This is a genomic window from Halomonas sp. SS10-MC5 (assembly GCF_015992245.1).
Classification (GTDB): Bacteria; Pseudomonadota; Gammaproteobacteria; order Pseudomonadales; family Halomonadaceae; genus Halomonas; species Halomonas sulfidoxydans.
Map to the genome: position 1 here is coordinate 3,575,490 of NZ_CP065435.1, position 16,885 is coordinate 3,592,374.

At 66.4% G+C, this 16,885-nt stretch carries 18 protein-coding genes; 8 read left to right on the forward strand and 10 right to left on the reverse strand.

Translation table 11 applies throughout. The features are described 5' to 3' along the window. Positions 1-38 precede the first annotated feature (38 nt). The 8 genes from I4484_RS16580 to ltnD all read right to left on the reverse strand — a co-directional run bounded on the left by I4484_RS16580 (position 39) and on the right by ltnD (position 7,752). Positions 39-1,313, reverse strand: a complete 1,275-nt coding sequence (locus I4484_RS16580) for a TRAP transporter large permease (RefSeq protein WP_197448334.1) — start codon at positions 1,311-1,313, stop codon at positions 39-41. Then, on the reverse strand, positions 1,310-1,897 hold the full coding sequence (locus I4484_RS16585) for a TRAP transporter small permease (protein WP_197448335.1): 588 nt from the start codon (positions 1,895-1,897) through the stop codon (positions 1,310-1,312). The genes I4484_RS16580 and I4484_RS16585 overlap by 4 nt, the downstream gene beginning before the upstream one ends. Positions 1,898-1,970: 73 nt before the next feature. Then, positions 1,971-2,969, reverse strand: coding sequence for a TRAP transporter substrate-binding protein (locus I4484_RS16590; RefSeq protein WP_197448336.1), 999 nt, complete (start codon positions 2,967-2,969; stop codon positions 1,971-1,973). Between the two features lie 67 nt (positions 2,970-3,036). Beyond that, entirely contained in the window at positions 3,037-4,002 is a 966-nt protein-coding gene (gene denD / locus I4484_RS16595) for a D-erythronate dehydrogenase (protein ID WP_197448337.1), read from the reverse strand. 47 nt (positions 4,003-4,049) lie between these two features. Further along, positions 4,050-4,844 (reverse strand): 2-oxo-tetronate isomerase, encoded by a 795-nt coding sequence (otnI, locus tag I4484_RS16600; protein WP_197448338.1) that lies wholly within the window; start codon positions 4,842-4,844, stop codon positions 4,050-4,052. A gap of 36 nt (positions 4,845-4,880) precedes the next feature. Next, a complete protein-coding gene (gene otnC, locus I4484_RS16605; protein WP_197448339.1) occupies positions 4,881-5,528 on the reverse strand; it encodes a 3-oxo-tetronate 4-phosphate decarboxylase in 648 nt (215 codons plus the stop codon). Continuing rightward, positions 5,525-6,820, reverse strand: coding sequence for a 3-oxo-tetronate kinase (gene otnK, locus I4484_RS16610; RefSeq protein WP_197448340.1), 1,296 nt, complete (start codon positions 6,818-6,820; stop codon positions 5,525-5,527). Before otnK ends, otnC begins: the two co-directional genes overlap by 4 nt. A 2-nt stretch (positions 6,821-6,822) precedes the next feature. Beyond that, positions 6,823-7,752, reverse strand: coding sequence for an L-threonate dehydrogenase (gene ltnD, locus I4484_RS16615; RefSeq protein WP_302925200.1), 930 nt, complete (start codon positions 7,750-7,752; stop codon positions 6,823-6,825). Positions 7,753-7,901: 149 nt separating this feature from the next. On the opposite strand from ltnD, the gene I4484_RS16620 reads away from it, so the two are divergent. From I4484_RS16620 to I4484_RS16630, 3 genes are all read left to right on the forward strand, one after another. After that, positions 7,902-8,930, forward strand: a complete 1,029-nt coding sequence (locus tag I4484_RS16620) for a LacI family DNA-binding transcriptional regulator (protein WP_197448342.1) — start codon at positions 7,902-7,904, stop codon at positions 8,928-8,930. Positions 8,931-9,065: 135 nt separating this feature from the next. Beyond that, positions 9,066-9,488: a hypothetical protein gene (locus I4484_RS16625; protein WP_197448343.1), complete on the forward strand. Its 423-nt coding sequence runs from the start codon at positions 9,066-9,068 to the stop codon at positions 9,486-9,488. A 76-nt stretch (positions 9,489-9,564) separates the two neighbouring features. Continuing rightward, the gene (locus tag I4484_RS16630; RefSeq protein WP_197448344.1) at positions 9,565-10,248 is read left to right on the forward strand and encodes a TVP38/TMEM64 family protein; all 684 of its coding nucleotides are present in this window, start codon (positions 9,565-9,567) and stop codon (positions 10,246-10,248) included. Between the two features lie 5 nt (positions 10,249-10,253). Here the strand turns inward: I4484_RS16630 and I4484_RS16635 are convergent, their stop codons facing one another. Beyond that, positions 10,254-11,177, reverse strand: a complete 924-nt coding sequence (locus I4484_RS16635; protein WP_197448345.1) for a LysR family transcriptional regulator — start codon at positions 11,175-11,177, stop codon at positions 10,254-10,256. 104 nt (positions 11,178-11,281) lie between these two features. On the opposite strand from I4484_RS16635, the gene I4484_RS16640 reads away from it, so the two are divergent. From I4484_RS16640 to I4484_RS16660, 5 genes are all read left to right on the forward strand, one after another. Then, positions 11,282-12,166, forward strand: a complete 885-nt coding sequence (locus tag I4484_RS16640; protein WP_197448346.1) for an alpha/beta fold hydrolase — start codon at positions 11,282-11,284, stop codon at positions 12,164-12,166. A 10-nt stretch (positions 12,167-12,176) separates the two neighbouring features. Further along, positions 12,177-13,250 carry a tartrate dehydrogenase gene (locus I4484_RS16645; protein ID WP_197448347.1) on the forward strand — a complete coding sequence of 358 codons (1,074 nt, stop codon included), beginning with the start codon at positions 12,177-12,179 and terminating at the stop codon, positions 13,248-13,250. 126 nt (positions 13,251-13,376) lie between these two features. Further along, on the forward strand, positions 13,377-14,771 hold the full coding sequence (locus I4484_RS16650; protein ID WP_197448348.1) for an NAD(P)/FAD-dependent oxidoreductase: 1,395 nt from the start codon (positions 13,377-13,379) through the stop codon (positions 14,769-14,771). An 11-nt stretch (positions 14,772-14,782) separates the two neighbouring features. Beyond that, positions 14,783-15,130 carry a DUF5368 family protein gene (locus tag I4484_RS16655; RefSeq protein ID WP_197448349.1) on the forward strand — a complete coding sequence of 116 codons (348 nt, stop codon included), beginning with the start codon at positions 14,783-14,785 and terminating at the stop codon, positions 15,128-15,130. A gap of 244 nt (positions 15,131-15,374) precedes the next feature. Then, entirely contained in the window at positions 15,375-16,193 is an 819-nt protein-coding gene (locus I4484_RS16660) for a DUF6470 family protein (RefSeq protein ID WP_197448350.1), read from the forward strand. A 90-nt stretch (positions 16,194-16,283) separates the two neighbouring features. On the opposite strand, the gene wrbA is transcribed toward I4484_RS16660, so the two are convergent. Beyond that, complete coding sequence (gene wrbA, locus I4484_RS16665; protein ID WP_197448351.1) at positions 16,284-16,880, reverse strand: NAD(P)H:quinone oxidoreductase; 597 nt, start codon at positions 16,878-16,880, stop codon at positions 16,284-16,286. Positions 16,881-16,885 lie beyond the last annotated feature (5 nt).

The window sequence follows — 16,885 nt, forward strand, 5'->3', positions numbered from 1 at the left end:
TGTCGTTGTCGTTCCTCGAGCGAAGCCCCGTTTCTTCGCTAATAGGCCAGCCATACCAAGCCCAGGGAGATCCACGGCAGGTAGGTGATCGCCACCAGGCAGGCCAGCACCACCAGCACGAAACGCGCCAGCCAGGGCAGCATCTGGTCGATGGATATTCTCGCCACGGCGCAGGCGGCAAACAGGTTGACGCCCAGCGGCGGCGTGATCATGCCGAGCGCCAGGTTGACCACCATGATCAGGCCGAAGTGCACCGGATGGACGCCGAACTGCATGGCGATCGGCGTGAGGATCGGCGCCAGCACCAGAATGGCGGCGGAGGTTTCGATGAACATGCCGACGAGCAGCAGCAGCACGTTGACCGCCAGCAGGAAGGTCATCGGGCTGTCGAACACCTGGGTGACCCAGCCGGCGATATGGCCCGGCAGGCCGGTGCGGCTGATCAAGAAGCTGAACAGCGAGGCGGCGGCAATGATCAGCATCACCGCCGCCGTCGAGATCACGCTCTGGCGCAGGATCGGCCACAGGTCGGCGGCCTTCAGCTCGCGATAGTAGAACCCGCCGACCAGCAGGGCGTAGAACACCGCCACCGCCGACGCCTCGGTAGGGGTGAACACGCCACCGTAGATCCCGCCGATCACCACCACCGGCATCAGCAGTGCCGCCCAGGCGCGCTGGAAGGAGACCACGAAGCTGGTGCTGTCCTTGTGATCCTCCAGGCCGTAGCCGCGCACCTTGCAGAACAGGTAGAGAAACAGGATCAGCGCCATACCGATCAGCAATCCCGGCCCCACGCCGGCCAGGAACAGCTGACCGATGGAGGTGTCGGTGCTGACGCCGAACAGGATCAGCGGGATCGACGGCGGGATCAGCACGCCGAGCTCCGCCGAGGAGGCCTGGATCGAGGCCGCCAGCGGCTTGGGGTAGCCGTGGCGCACCATGGCCGGGATCAGGATGGCACCGATGGCGAAGGTGGTCGCCACGCTGGAGCCGGACACGGCGGCGAACATCATGCAGGTCAGCACGCAGGTCATCGCCAGGCCGCCCTGCACGCCGCCGACGATGGACTTGGCCAGATCCACCAGCCGCTGGGAGATGCCGCCCGCCGCCATCAGGTTGCCGGCCAGAATGAAGAACGGAATGGCCATCAGCGGGAACTTGTCGATGCCGATGAACATCTGCTGCGGTACCAGCAGCAGCGGCAGCCGGGTGAAGAACTCGATGCCGATGATCGAGGCCAGCATGATCGACACGGCGATCGGCACGCCGAAGGCGAACAGGACGATCAGCGACAGGCCGATGACCAGGTTCATGGGCGTGTCCCTCCCCGACGGGGGGCGTCGGTGCTTTCGGGCACCGTCTGCCTCGGGTCGTGCATTTCCACTTCCGGCGAGGCGTCGTCCAGGTCGGGGCCAAACGCCTCACGCCCGCTGAGCTGCGCCAGGAGTCGCGCCAGCACCGCCACCATGGCGAAACCGGCACCGACGGGAATCGCGGCATAGGCGTAGGCCATGGAGACGTTCATGCCCGACATGGTCTGGTTGCTGACCCGCTGGGTCATCAGGATGCCAAAGTGGATCAGCACCGCCAGCACCAGCAGGCAGCACAGCACGATGGCGACCTCCAGCACCGGCACCAGGCGCCCCGGCACCACCTTGTAGATCGCTTCCACGGCCATCATGTAACCACCGCGGAAGGTTGCGGCGGCCGCCATGAACACGCACCAGATCATTGCCGTGCGCGCCGCCACTTCCGACCAGGTGGAGGGCGCATTGAACACGAACCGGGTCAGTACCTGGTAGAAGCTGAAGGAGACCGACACCACCAGCATGACCACCGCGACCGCCATGGCCAGGCGCGTCAGCTGACGTTCGAAACGAAGCAACAGGTCCACCATGAGCGCAAGATTCCTGCTGGCATGCCCCCGGCATCACGCCGAGGACATGCATGGAGATTTCGCGTGAGGAGCCTCAACAGCTACTGGCCTTCTCCTGCACCCTCTCCAGCATTTCGCTGCCATGCTGGTTGGTGAAGATCTCGTAGGCCGGCTCCACGGCCTGCTGGAAGGGGCCGATGTCGATCTCCGTATTGACCGTCATGCCGTTCTCGCGCAGCAGTGCCACGCCCTCCTCTTCCAGGCGCGACACTTCGGCGCGGGTCGCCTCGGCGGAGGCACGGGCGGCTTCGCGGAACCACTCGCGCTCCTCGTCGCTGAGCCCGTCGAGCAGCAGCGGCGAACCCAGCACGGCGGCCGGCGAATAGACGTGGCCGGTCAGCGAGAGGTGATCCTGCACTTCCCAGAAGTTGGTGGCGACGATCACCGTGATGGGGTTTTCCTGGCCATCCACGGTACCTTGCTGCAGCGCCGTGAACAGCTCCGGGAAGGCCATCGGCGTGGGTCGCGCACCCAACTGGCGAAACGCTTCCTGGTGCACCTCGTTTTCCATGGTGCGTACCCGCAGCCCTTCGGCGTCGGCGGGGCTGGTCACTTCACGACGGCTGTTGGTCAGGTGGCGAAAGCCGTTTTCCGACCAGGCCAGGCCGACCAGGTCGTGGTTGCTCATCTTCTCCAGCAGCTCGTCGCCGATCTCGCTGTCGAGCACGCAGCGCGCCTGGTCGTAGTTCTCGAACAGGAACGGCAGGTCGAGCACATAGGTTTCCGGCACGAAGTTGCCGAGCGGGCCGGTAGAGGTGATGACGACATCAACGGTGCCGATCTGCAGGCCCTCGATCATCTCCCGCTCGCCGCCCAGCGCGCCGGAAGCATGCTCATTGACCACGAAGGCCCCGTCGCTGAGTTCTTCCAGCGTCTCCTTGAAGGCCTGGGCGCCCACGGCATAGTGGGAGGTGGTGGAGAGCGTATGCCCCAGGCTGACCTCCTGGGCCGCCTGGGCGTTGACCGCCATCGCAGCGGCACTGACACCACCGATGGCAACCGTCAGGGCATGGCGTACGAACTGCATTTTCATTGTTGTATCCCCTTCGTCGTGAAACACCTTGTTTGTAATTGGCGACTCGTGTGCCGCTCTCTTCTAGCTAGCCGCGCTCGTCGAGGAACGCCTCGACGATCTCACGCAGGCTGCGATCGCCGCTGAAGCCAAGCTCCCGCGCGCGGCGAGTCTCGAAGCGGGCCGGCCAGCTGGCGACGATCGCCTCGACCTGCGGGTCGCGTTCGTGGCGCACTCGCGCCAAGGCCTCCTCCCCTGCCACCTGGCGCAGGGTTTCCAGCATCTCGGCCACGCTGACGGTGATACCGGGCAGCATGAAGGCGCGAAACGGTGCCAGCGCCTCGCCCGCCACCTCGGCAGCGTGCACCAGTGCCTCGATCACCCTGCCTGGCGACATCACGAACATGGTCAGCTCGGTGGGTACGGGGCACACGGCCTCCTCGCCGTTGAGCGGCTCGCGCAGGATGCTGGAGGCGAAGCTCGAGGCAGCGGCGTTGGGCCGCCCGGGGCGCACGATGATGGTCGGCAGGCGCAGCACGCAGCCATCGACAAGGCCGCGTCGGCTGTAGTCGTTGATCAACAGCTCGCACATCGCCTTCTGGGTGCCGTAGGAGTTCTGCGGCTGCAGCGCGGTCATGTCGTCCAGCACCGCGGGCAGTTCGCCGCCATAGGCCGCCACCGAACTGGCCATCACCAGGCGGGTGGTGTTCAGCCCACGTTCACGGCAGCCGTCGAGCAGCATCCGGGTGGCGTCGAAATTGACCCGCATGCCGAGCTCCAGGTCCGCCTCGGCGGCGGAGCTGACCACCGCCGCCAGGTGATAGATCACGCGTGGGCGTGCATCGAGCACGATGTCGATCTCACCGGGCTCGGTGATGTCCATGGCCAGGGATTCGACATCGACCTCTCCAGGGTCGGCGGGCAGCGGCGCCTCGTCCTGGTCGACCAGCGTCAGGCGGTGAATGGGTTGGCCCTGGAGTTCGCCGCGCGCCAGCAGGCGGGCGACGAGGCGTTGGCCGAGGAAGCCGGCGGCGCCGGTGATGACGATATGCATGGGTCTCGTGTCCGTCTTGTCGTTGTGTTGTAGAGCGAACCGGCCGATCAGCCCGCAAGCCCGTAGTCGCGTCCCCAGGACAGGCCCTCGCGTGTGCCCGCCGCAGGGCGGTACTCGCAGCCGACCCAACCGGCGTAACCGAGCCGCTCGAGCTGGGCGAAGAGGGCCGGATAATGCACCTCGCCGACATCCGGTTCGTGGCGCTCCGGCACGCCGGCGACCTGGACATGGGCGATGGCGGAGAACTGCCGCTCGAGGTGGCGGATCAGGTCACCCTCCATGATCTGGCAGTGGTAGAAATCGAACTGCAGCCTGAGGTTGTCGGCGCCTACCTCCTCGAGCACCGCCATGGCCTGGTCCTGGCGCGAAAGAAAGTAGCCCGGCATGTCGCGGGTGTTGATCGGCTCGATCAGCACCTCGCGCCCCAGCCTGGCGGCCTCGGCGGCGGCAAAGCGCAGGTTCTCCACGTAGGTGGCACGGTGGGCGGCCAGGGCGTCGCTGTCGGCGCTTTCCGGCAGCCGCCCGGCCATGGCATGCAGGCGTGGGCAGCCCAGCGCCTCGGCATAGCGCAGCGCCTCGATCACCCCATCGCGAAACTCCGCCTCGCGCCCGGGCAGGCTGGCCAGGCCGCGCTCACCGGCCTGCCAGTCACCCGGCGGCATGTTGAACAGCACCTGCTCGACGCCACTCTCCCGCAGTGCGCTGGCCAGCGCCTCGGGGGCATGAGCATAGGGGAACAGGTACTCCACGCCGCGAAAGCCCGCGTCGGCCGCCGCCTGGAAGCGGTCGAGGAAGCCGTGCTCGGTGAATAGCATGCTGAGATTGGCGGCCAGTCGTATCATCGCTCGTGTCTCGTGTCCTTGGGTCGTGCAGCGGCGTCAGTCACGGGGAAAACGGGCCTCGAGTTCAGCAACCTGCTCGGGCGTCAGCCCGCGCGGATTGTGGCCGCGCAGCAGCAGGTAGAGCTTGGCGGTCTCCTCCAGCTCCTCGGTGGCGTAGACCGCCGCCTCCAGGTTCTTGCCCGCCACCACCGGACCGTGGTTGGCCAGCAGTACCGCGCTGTGCTTGCCAGCCAGGCCGCGCACGGCATCGCCCAATGCCGGATCGCCAGGTATGTGATAGGGCACCAGGGGCAGGCGCCCCACCCGCATTACATAGTAGGCGGTCAGTGGCGGGATGCAGTCGCAGGAGTCGATATCGGGCAGGCAGGAAACCGCCACCGAGTGCGTCGAATGCAGATGCACGATGGCGCCGGACTGCGGCCGCTCGTCGTACATGGCACGGTGCAGGAAGCTCTCCTTGGTCGGCGCGTCGCCGTCGAGCAGGCGGCCGTCACGGTCGAGGCGCGAGATACGCGCCGGGTCGAGCCGCCCCAGGCAGGCATTGGTCGGCGTCATCAGCCAGCCGCCATCGTCCAGGCGCACGCTGATGTTGCCGCTCGACCCCATGGTCAGGCCGCGGTCGAACAGCGACTTGCCGAGCGTGGCGATCTGCTCGCGCAGGCGATTCGCGTCGTTGACGCTCATGGCAGCACCTCGAAAGCACGCAGGAAGAAGTCCTCACCGCCGAAGTTGCCCGATTTCAGCGCCAGCGACAGTGGCGCCTCGTGTCCGGCAAGCGTGGCCTGGGTCCAGGGCACGCCGGGGTCGATCTGCTCGCCGATACGCAGGGCACGCACGCCCAGCGCCGAGACCACGGCACCGGAACTCTCGCCGCCGGCCACTACCAACCGCCCCACCCCCTCATCGACCAGCGCCACCGCCAGCTCCCCCAAGGCCTGCTCGACCAGCTCGCCGGCACGCTCGCGGCCCAGCGCCTGCTGCGCCCGGCTCACGCGCTCGGCCTCGGCCGAGGCGTAGACCAACACCGGACGCCCACCGGCCAGGTGGCGGCGGGCGAACGCCAGCGCCTGGCGCCGGTGCTCGGGCCCCTGGGCCAGCATCAGCGGGTCGAGGGGAAAGCCGGGAAAGCGCGTGAGAAAGGCATCGACCTGGGCCAGGGTGGCGCGCGAGCAGCTACCCGAAAGCACCAGGGCGCTGCCCGAAGCCGGCGCCAGGGCCCCTGCCGCCGAGGCCTCCCCCAACCAGCCACGGCGGCGATACTGGGCCGGCAATGCCTGGCCCAGCCCCGAGCCACCGCAAACCAGCGGCAGGTCGACCGTCGCTTCCGCCAGCACCGCCAGATCGTTGTGATCCAGGGTGTCGCAGATCACTTGACGCACCCCCTGCCCGGCCAGTTCCTCGAGCTGCCGGCTGACGGCGGGGGCGCCCAGGGCCAATGTCGACCACGGCTGCAAGCCCACGGGATACCGGCTCTGGCGCGACAGGACCCGCACCAGATCGGCGTCGCGCATGGGCGTGAGCGGATGATGCTGCATGCCGCTCTCGCTGAGCAGGCGGTCGCCGACGAACAGGTGGCCCTGATAGACGGTGCGGCCGTTGGCCGGGAAGGCCGGCACCATCACGGTGAACGGCGCCTCGAGACGCTCCAGCACGGCCTCGCTGACCGGGCCGATGTTGCCCTCATCGGTGGAGTCGAAAGTGGAGCAATACTTGAAGTAGAGCTGGCGAGCCCCCTCGGCGCGCAGCCATTCCAGCGCCCGTAGCGAATCGCGAACGGCCTCCGCCGGCGGGCACGAGCGCGATTTCAGCGCAATCACCACCGCGTCGATCTCGCCCGCCCCTTCGACCAACTCACCCAGCCCCTGCTCGGGCACGCCGATCAACTGCACGCAGCGCATGCCGCCGCGCACCAGGTTGTTGGCCAGGTCGGTGGCTCCGGTGAAGTCGTCGGCAATGGCGCCCAGCACGATCGCCATGTTCACTGCCCCCCGTCGTTGGCCGCCTCGGGCAAGGCGATACCGGTAAGGCGCTGATAGACCTTGATCACCGCCGAGTCGTCCTCGCGACCGAAGCCGGCACCCCTGGCGGCGGTGAACTGCTGCAGGGCGCTGGCAGCGATGGGCGTGGCCATGGCCAGCTCGCGGCCGGTCTCGTGCACGAGATTGAGATCCTTGACGAAGATGTCCACCGCCGAGAGCGGGGTGTAGTCGCCTTCGAGGATGTGCGGCACGCGATTCTCGAACATCCAGGAATTGCCGGCGGAGTGGGTGATCACCTCATACACGCGGCGCGGCTCCAGCCCCATGCGAATACCCAGCGCCACCGCTTCGGCAGCGGCGGCGATATGCACCCCGGCGAGCAGCTGATTGACCAGCTTCATGCTCGAGCCGATGCCGGGCGAATCGCCCAGCCGATGGACGGTCGCGGCCATGGCGTCGAGCACCGGGCCGGCCTTGGCGAAGGCCTCCTCGCTACCCGATGCCATGACCGAGAGCTGCCCCGCCCGGGCCTTGACCGCCCCACCGCTGATCGGGGCATCGAGCATCAGCAGGTCGCGCTCGGCCAGGCGAGCCCCCAAGCGCTCGGCCAGGCTCGGCGCCACGGTAGCGCACTGGATCACCAGCCCACCCGGCGCCAGGGCGTGGGCGAGTCCCTGCTCGCCGAACAGCACCTGCTCGACCTGAGCGGCATTGACCACTACGACCAGCACCACGTCGCACTGCTCGGCCAGCTCGGCGGGGTTGGCCGCGCAGCGCCCGCCGACACCCTCGAAGGCGCGGCGTGCCGCTGCGGACACGTCGCAGCCCACGACCGCCAGGCCGCGCTCGTGCAACGCTGTCGCCGACCCCAGGCCCATCGCACCGAGGCCGATGACACCCACTCGCGGCTTGGTCGTGCTGTCGCTCACCTGCTGCCTCCCGCCGCCGTGCGGCCTCGCGCTACCCATCGATGACATTAAGCCAGTGACAATCGCTGTTAGCGCTATCATGTTAGCGCTATCATGGTTGTAGATGATTTAATGGAGCCCAGCAAGAAGGCGCCAGGAGGATGCGACCAATGTCTAATGAAGCCCACTCGCCACGCCGACGCCGCGGCTCGGAGCAGCCGACGCTCAAAGAGGTGGCAGAGGCCGCCGGCGTCTCGGCGATCACCGCCTCACGCGCGCTGAACCACCCGGACCAGGTCAACGAGCGCACCCGCGCGCGAGTACTCGAGGCCGTGGAACGACTAGGCTACGTACCCAACCTGGTGGCCGGCAGCCTGGCGTCGGCACGCTCGCGCTTCATTGCCGTCATCGTGCCTTCGCTGGCCAATACCGTCTTCATCGAGGTGATCCAGGGGCTGCAGGAAACCTTCGAGGCCCAGGGCTACCAGATCCTGCTGGGCAACACCGACTACGACACCGAGCGCGAATACCAGCTGGTGCGCACCTTCCTCGGCTGGTCCTGCTCGGCACTGGTGACCGCCGGCCTGCGCCACAGCCAGGCCTGTCGTACCCTGCTCGCCAACTGGGACAAGCCGATCATGGAGGTCATGGAGCTGGGGGAGGCACTGGATCTCAACGTGGGGCTGGACCATACCGAAGCCGGCCGCTGCATGGCTCGCCACCTGTTGGAACGGGGCCATCGCCGGGTGCTCTTCGTCGGCGCCCGCCTGGCAAGCGACTATCGCGCAGGAATGCGCTACGCCGGCCATCGCGAGGTGCTGGAACAAGCCGGTCTCGCGGCACCGCTGATCGAACTCGACCATGGCGGACTGGATGCCGGCGCCGCGGGGCTGGCGCGCGCACTGGAGAATCATGGCGATGTCAGCGCCATTCACTTCGCCAACGACGACCTGGCCACCGGCGCCCTGCTGCACGCCCAGCGGCTCGGCATTCGCGTACCGCACGAGCTGGCCATTGCCGGGTTCAATGGGCTTCCCATCGGCCAGCACATCACCCCGCGGCTGACCACCATACGCTCACCGCGCCAGCACATGGGGCAGCTCGCCGCGTCCGAAGTGATACGCCGCCTGGAAGGCAAGCGGATCCAGCGCCTGCAGCACGATGTCGGCTTCGAACTGCTGATCGGCGAGAGTACGTAGTCGACGCGAGTCTCACGCAGGCAGACTGGCCGCAGGCCTTCACCACGCGCTTCGGAGGTCCTGCTATGTTGATGGCAAAGGAGCCTCGGAGGCAGTGCCGCCGGAGGCCCTGCTGGCCGCAACAGGCGGTATACGATGAACCTCACGATCCTCGTTCGCCACGCATGCCTGACATTGCTCTTCGGCCTGGGGCTGGCCGGGAGCCAGCTGCGAGGCGACACCTCATCCGCGGCAGTGGCCGTCGCCGATGACGGCGTGCAGCGGGTCACCCTGGTCGGCGGCAGCTACTACTTCGAACCCGAACACATCGTAGTCCGCGCCGGCGTGCCGGTGGAGCTGCAGGTGCGCCGACGGCCGGGCCTCGCCCCACACAACCTAGTGATCCGCTCCACGATGATGGGGCTCGACATCGAGGCCTCGCTCGACACCGAGCCGACGACGATCCGCTTTACCCCCAGGGTAGCGGGACGCGTCGAGTTCTACTGCGACAAGCGGCTGCTATTCCTGCCCAGCCACCGCGAGCGCGGCATGGTCGGCGTGCTGGAGGTGGTCGAGTGAACCTCGCGCATGCCCGATTTGGCCGTCGCGAACGGCCCGCCTATGCTGAAGCCACGCCCCTGCGCAGGCCGCCTGAATGTCCCGCAAGGTCCTCCTCGTTCTCGCCGTTCTGGTGACACTCGCCCTGCTGGGATTCGCGTGGCAGTGGCTGGCCGAACGCGACATGTTCGACGCCAACACGCTCTTCGGCATGCTGCAAGGCTCGCTGGCCTGGCGCGACCGGCCCTGGGCCGGTGCCGTGGTGATCACAACCTTTGTAGCTGCCTCGCTGGTGCTGTTCCCGCTGAGCGTGCTGGTGGTGCTGGCGGGCCTGATCTTCGGTTCCGTGTGGGGCTTCGTCTATTCGCTGATCGGCACGCTCCTCGGTGCCATCGCTACCTTCTGGCTGGGACGCTGGCTCGGACGCGACGCCCTCTTGCGCTATGGCGGCAGGCGACTGCTGGGCCTGTCGCGCTATCTGGCCGGGCGCGGCGTGCGTACCATCACCGTGCTCAACCTGCTGCCCCTGGCGCCCTACACCCTGACCAACCTGCTGGCCGGCGCCTTCCACATCCGCTTCCGCGACTTTCTGCTCGGCACCTTCATTGGCGCCACGCCGGGCTTGGCCGGCATCATCCTGCTGAGCAGCCAGCTCGGTACGCTGCTGACCGCCGAGGATCGCCACGAGCTGGCCTGGGCGGCCGGTGGCATCGCCGTGGGGCTCGCGCTGCTCTACGGGCTCAAGCGCTACGCCGATGGCCGCCAGCGTCGCCGCCACTGAGTTCATCAGCAGGCGTCGTCGATCGCCGGCACCCGGCCCGGCATGTGCTCCTCGAGAAAGGCCACGAAGGCGCGGATGCGCGCCGGCACGTGGCGGCGTTGCTGGTAGACGGCATGGAAGTCGGCACGCACCCCGCGCCACTCGGGCAGCAGCGCGACCAGCCTGCCCTCCGCCAGGTGCCGGTGCACGTCCCACCATGAGCGCAGCGCGATCCCGTGGCCGTCGAGCGCCAGCCGCACGATCACCTCGCCGTCGTTGCTGGCCAGCGGGCCGGCCACCTTGACCGCCTGCTCCTCCCCGCTGCCGCCGCGGTGGCGAAAGCGCCAGACGGCGTAGTCGCTTTCGTTCTCGCGCAGCACCAGGCAGGAGTGAGCGGTGAGGTCGGCGGGCGACGCCAAGGGGGGCATGCGTGCCACGTAAGCGGGGGAGGCACACAGCACCCGCCGGTTGGCGAGAATGCGTCGCGCCACCAGGCGCGAATCGGGCGGTTCGCCCACGCGGATGCCGACATCGAAGCCCTGCTCGCCCAGGCTCAGCGGATAGTTGGAGAGTTCCAGCGTCGCCTCGATGGACGGATGCCGCGCGCAGAATGCCGACAGCAGCGGCGCCACGTGACGGCGTCCGAAGCCGAAGGTGGCGTTGACCCGCAGCGGCCCCGAGAGGGCCGCCTGCTGCTCGCCCAGCGCCTCCTCCAGTTCGGCCAGCTCCTCGAGGATGGCCGCGCCGCGCTCCAGGTAGCGCTCGCCCTCGGCGGTCAGCGACAGGCGCCGCGTGGTGCGGCTGGCCAGCTCCACGCCCAGGCGGGCTTCGAGCTGCTTGAGACGCTTGCTCACGGCCGACAGCGACAGGCCCAGGTCGCGCGCCGTGGCCGTCAGGCTGCCGGCACGCGCCAGTTGCTGGAAAAAGACCAGGTCATCGAGCTGAGCCATGTCACTCTCCACTCTCGTTCAACAATGGCTTTCCATTCAGCCCGATTATCTCCATGAAGCCAAGGGGCTAGACTGGGGGCAGTCAGAATTCAAAGGAAGCACTCATGTTCGAGGGATTCCGTACGTTCGACGTCGCCCACGGCGACATTCGCATCCACGGCCGCATCGGCGGCTCGGGGCCACCCCTGCTGTTGCTGCACGGCCACCCACAGACCCACGTGATCTGGCATCGCCTGGCCGAGCCGCTGGCAAGCCGCTTCACCGTGGTGGCCACCGACCTTCGCGGCTATGGCGATTCGTCCAAGCCACCCGGCGAGCCGGATCACGCCAACTACAGCAAGCGAGCCATGGCCGACGACCAAGTCGCGGTCATGCGCGAGCTGGGTTTCGAACGCTTCTTCCTGTGCGGCCACGATCGTGGCGGGCGCGTCGCCCATCGCCTGGCGATGGATCACCCCGCGGCGGTGCAGAAGCTGATGCTGCTCGATATCGCCCCGACGCTTGCCATGTACGAGCAGACCGACCGCACCTTCGCCACCGCCTATTTCCACTGGTTCTTCCTGATCCAGCCCTCGCCGCTGCCGGAGACCCTGATCGAGGCCTCGCCCGCCGACTACATCACTCGCACCATGGGTGGGCGGCATGCCAGCCTCGACGCCTTCGACCCAGCGGCCATTGCCGAATACCAGCGCTGCCTGGCCCAGCCCGGCGCGGCTCATGCCCTGTGCGAGGACTACCGCGCCAGCAACGGCATCGACCTGGAACACGACCGCGCCGACCGTGAAGCGGGACGCCGCATCGGCTGCCCGGTCAGCGTGCTGTGGGGCAAGCACGGCATCATCGAGCGCTGCTTCGACCCGCTGGCAGAGTGGCGCGCCGTGGCCGAGCGGGTCGAGGGCGAAGCCCTGCCCTGCGGCCACTATCTCCCCGAGGAAGCGCCGGAAGCGCTGTATTCACGCATCACTCACTTCATGACCACCCCCACCTGAGGATACAACCATGACCCATCGTATCGCCGTCATTCCCGGCGACGGCATCGGCAACGAGGTGATGCCGGAAGGCCTGCGCGTGCTCGAAGCCGCCGCCAAGCGCTTCGACATCGACCTGACCTTCGAGCACTTCGACTTCGCCTGCTGCGACTACTACGCCAAGTACGGCAAGATGATGCCCGACGACTGGTTCGAGCAGCTCAAGGACTTCGACGCCATCTTCTACGGCGCGGTGGGCTGGCCCGACACGGTGCCCGACCACGTCTCGCTGTGGGGTTCGCTGCTGCAGTTCCGCCGCCAGTTCGACCAGTACATCAACCTGCGCCCGTGCAAGCTGCTGCCGGGGATCAAGAGCCCGCTGGCTGACCGCAAGCCCGGCGACATCGACTTCTACGTGGTGCGCGAGAACACCGAGGGCGAGTACTCCAGCGTCGGTGGCAAGATGTTCGAGGGCACCGAGCGCGAGGTGGTGATCCAGGAGACGGTGATGACCCGCCACGGCACCGACCGGGTGCTCAAGTTCGCCTTCGAGCTGGCGGCCTCCCGTCCCAGGAAAAAGCTCACCTCGGCGACCAAGTCCAACGGTATCGCCATCACCATGCCGTGGTGGGACGAGCGGGTCGTGGCCATGGCGGGCCACTATCCCGAGGTCAGCGTCGACAAGTTCCACATCGACATCCTCACTGCCAACTTCGTCATGCATCCCGACTGGTTCGACGTGGTGGTGGCCAGCAACCTGTTCGGCGACATCCTCTCCGACCTGGGCCCCGCGTGCACCGGCACCATCGGCGTGGCGCCCTCGGCCAACATCAACCCCGAAGGCACCTTCCCCAGCCTGTTCGAGCCGGTCCACGGCAGCGCCCCGGACATCGCCGGCAAGGGCATCGCCAACCCCATCGGCCAGATCTGGTCCGGCGCCATGATGCTCGAGCACCTGGGCCACAAAGAGGCCGCCGACGCCATCGTCACTGCCTTCGAAGCGGTACTGGCGGAGGCCGACCCGGCCGTGCTGACGCCGGACATCCGCGGCCAGGGCAATACCGAGACACTGGGCCGGGCCATCGTCGAGCGGGTAGCGGTGTAGCACAGCCGATTTCGTTGACCTGTGTCAACTTGCGGTAAGAATCAGGAAGCGAGCAATACCGAAAAGGGATAGGTTATAAGCATATAACAATAATAGTCGACCCATTCCGCAGGAGACTCGCCACCCATGTCTGAACAGGATCACGAGCCCTCTCGCCTCAACCGCCGCCAGTTCCTGAAGTATGGCGCTGGCGCCGGTGCGGCCGGACTGCTCTATTCATCGGGTCTCCAGGCCCGTGCCTTGGCCACCAAGTCCCGCATCGTCATCCTCGGTGGCGGAGCCGGCGGCATGGCCATGGCCAACCGGCTGTCGCGCCGCCTCGATGGCGCCCGCATCAGCCTGGTCGAGCCGCGCGAGGTCCACCACTACCAGCCCGGCTGGACCCTGGTGGCCTCTGGCGTGTGGAACCCCGAAAAGACCATGCGACCAAATTCCCGCTTCGTGCCGAACGGCATCAACTGGATTCGCCAGCTCGCCGCCGGCATCGATGCCGCCAACCGCAAGGTCGAGCTGGAGGATGGCTCGCAGCTCGACTATGACTACTTGATCGTTGCCACCGGCCTGCAGCTCAACTATCAGCTGATCGACGGCATGTCTCCCGACCTGGTCGGCAGCCACGGCATCGGCAGCGTCTATGCCAGTATCGAGGGCGCCACCCGCACCCGGGACGCCATCGACGCCTGGATTGCCCAGGGCAGTGGCAAGGGTATCTTCACCGCGGCCCCCACCCCGGTGAAATGCGCCGGCGCCCCGCTCAAAATGACCTTCACCACACTCTCTCGCCTCGAGGCAAGCGGGCGACGCGAGGCCTTCCAGGTGGAGTACATGGCCCCGGGGGACGCACTCTTTACGCAGCCCTACATCAACGACTTCGTCAAACAGCGTTTCGATGATCAGGGCGTGACCCGCCGCCACCACTACCGGCTCTCAGCCATCGACCCGCAGGCTCGCAAGGCCGAGTTCACCTTCGTCGGACCCGACAGCGAGTTCACTTCGCACCACGAGCTGCGTGAAGCAGAATTCTCCCGCGAGGGCGAACGCAAGGTGGTGACCGGCTATGACTTCATCCATGTCGTGCCGCCAATGAGTGCGCCTGACTACCTCAAGAGCAGCGATCTGATCGCGCAGGACGGCCCCTTCCGCGGCGAGTGGCTGGACGTGGACATGCATACCCTGCAGCACAACCGTTACCCCGAAGTCTTCGGCATCGGCGACGTGATCGGCGCCCCCATCAACAAGACCGCAGCCAGCGTCAAGGCACAGGCGCCGGTGGTCGAGGCCAATCTGATCGCGCAGTTGCAGGGTCAGACGCTTCCGCGCCGCCACAACGGCTATACCTCCTGTCCGATGATCACGGGAATCGGCAAGGCGATGCTGGTGGAGTTCGGCTATGACAACGACTTCGCCTTCCTGCCCTCCTTTCCTTTCATCGATCCCCGCGACGAATCCTGGGTCACCTGGGTAATGAAGGATCGCATGCTGCAGCCCGCCTATTATGCGGTGCTGGAAGGCCGAGCCTGAGGAGAACTCCCATGACCATGACAGGCATCTTGACCATTTTGATGTATGCCCTGGCCCCTTTCCTGTGGCTGATAGTAACCAGCGTGGTGCTACTGCTGACCGTTCAGCTTCTGGCACACCTGCGTGGCTACAGAATTCTCGGCTATCGTTGTCTGGGTGCCAATCTAGCCGCAATTGCAGTAGGCCTCACCGGGCTATGGTGGATTCCGCTCTTCACCCATTCGCGGCTGGCTTATGTCGCCAGCGTGTTCGATTGGATCGCTCTGATCGGGGCTTTGTTCGCAACGGCGATACTGGCGTGGCTCGTCTTGCATCCGCTGAGCTTTCTACTGCGTGGAAAGTCGGCAAGTTCCGCCTGACGCGAACCCTTGATTAAGGGGAGCCCTGGTAGGCGATACCAATCTACCTTGCCTGGGCGCCTCGCGTATTAGACCTGATCCGTGTTAACCCGATGCCGCAAAGAATGAAACAGGCATTCTCCTGCGTAACGCTCTGCTTTGTTTTCGTTTCCATTCGGTAAGCAGCCACTTTTAAAGCAAATTCTTCGTCTAGCCTGATCAGTGCCAGCCCACTAGGGCAAAGCGCAATGAAAGGAGGAACGGCATGAAAAGGACAGCAATTGCCATTGCGGTGGGTGCACTGAGCACCGGTTTGAGCCACGGCCTGCTCGCCCAGGAGACTCAGGACGAGGAGACTCAGCCGCTTAACGAACAGCAGCAGATGAGCGAAGAGAGCGCTCAGGATCAGGGCGCTCAGGCCCAGTCAGGCAGCGAAGCCGCCGAGATTCAGGTCGAGGAAGAACCCGCCGACGTGAACGTCGATCAGGAACCGGCCGAAGTGCAGGTCGAGCAAGAGCCGCCCGACGTCCAGGTCGAGCAGAACCCCCCCGAGGTCACCATCGAGCAGCAGGACCCCAACGTCGATGTGGAGCAGGCCGAGCCTAACGTTACGGTCGAGAAGAAGGGCGAGGCCGACGTCGAGGTGGAGCATGCCGAAGAGGCCGAGGCCGAGATTCGCAATCCGGACGAGCAGCAGGACCAGCAGCAGGAGTCCGAACAGGACTCGCAGAACCAGGCTGACCAGGACCAGGCCGCACAGGGCGATGACCTGATGAGCATGGAGGTCAGCGAGGTCGAAGGCCAGGCCGTCTACAGCAAACAGGATGACGAGAAGATCGGTGACGTCGAGCGCGTGGTTCGCGACACCGAGAGCAACGACACTTACGTCGTCATCTCCGAGGGCGGCTTCCTCGGCTTCGGCGAGGACGAGATGGGCTATCCCATCGACGAACTCGAGATTCGCAGCGAAGGCGAACTGGTCGTGGAGTCCGGTGACAGCGGGCAATCCGGCGATTACGGTAGCGACCAGTACGAAGAACTCGACGATAACCAGACCCTGCGGGAGGCCATGCAGAGCAACTGAGCATGGACCGTCAGGTCTGGCGCATGGCCCTGGCGGCCATGCCAGCAAGGCGCGGCATTTGCCGCGCCTTCTTTCGTCTTCGCAGTCGCTTCAGGAGGCGAGCCTGACCGCGACGTCGGCCACGCTCCTGCCCTGCATCCGGGCCAGTTCCAGTTCGTGCTCGGTCGGTTGGCGCGAGCCGTCGGCCCCGGCCAGGGTCGATGCCCCGTAGGGCGAGCCGCCCTGCACGCTGGAGATGTCGAACTGCGACTCGAGGCCATAGCCGATCGGCACGATCAGCATGCCGTGGTGCGCCAGCGTGGTCCAGGAGGTCACGATGGTGGTCTCGTTGCCACCGCCGGTGCCGGTCGAGGTGAACACACTGCCCACCTTGCCGCGCAGCGCCCCCTTGGCCCACAGGCTGCCGGTCTGGTCGAGGAAGGTGCGCATCTGCCCGGTCATGTTGCCGAAGCGGGTCGGCGTGCCGAAGATCACCGCATCGTAATCGGCCAGCTCCTGGGGCTTGGCCTCGGGAGTATCGAACGTCTTTCCGCCGGCCTTGGCAAAGGCCTCGGAATCCATGGTTTCGGGTACGCGCTTCACCCAGACTTCGGCGCCTTCCACCTGGCGCACGCCTTCCGCCACTGCCTTGGCGAGGGTATCGATATGGCCATGCATGGAGTGATAGAGCACGAGTACCTTGGTCATCTTGC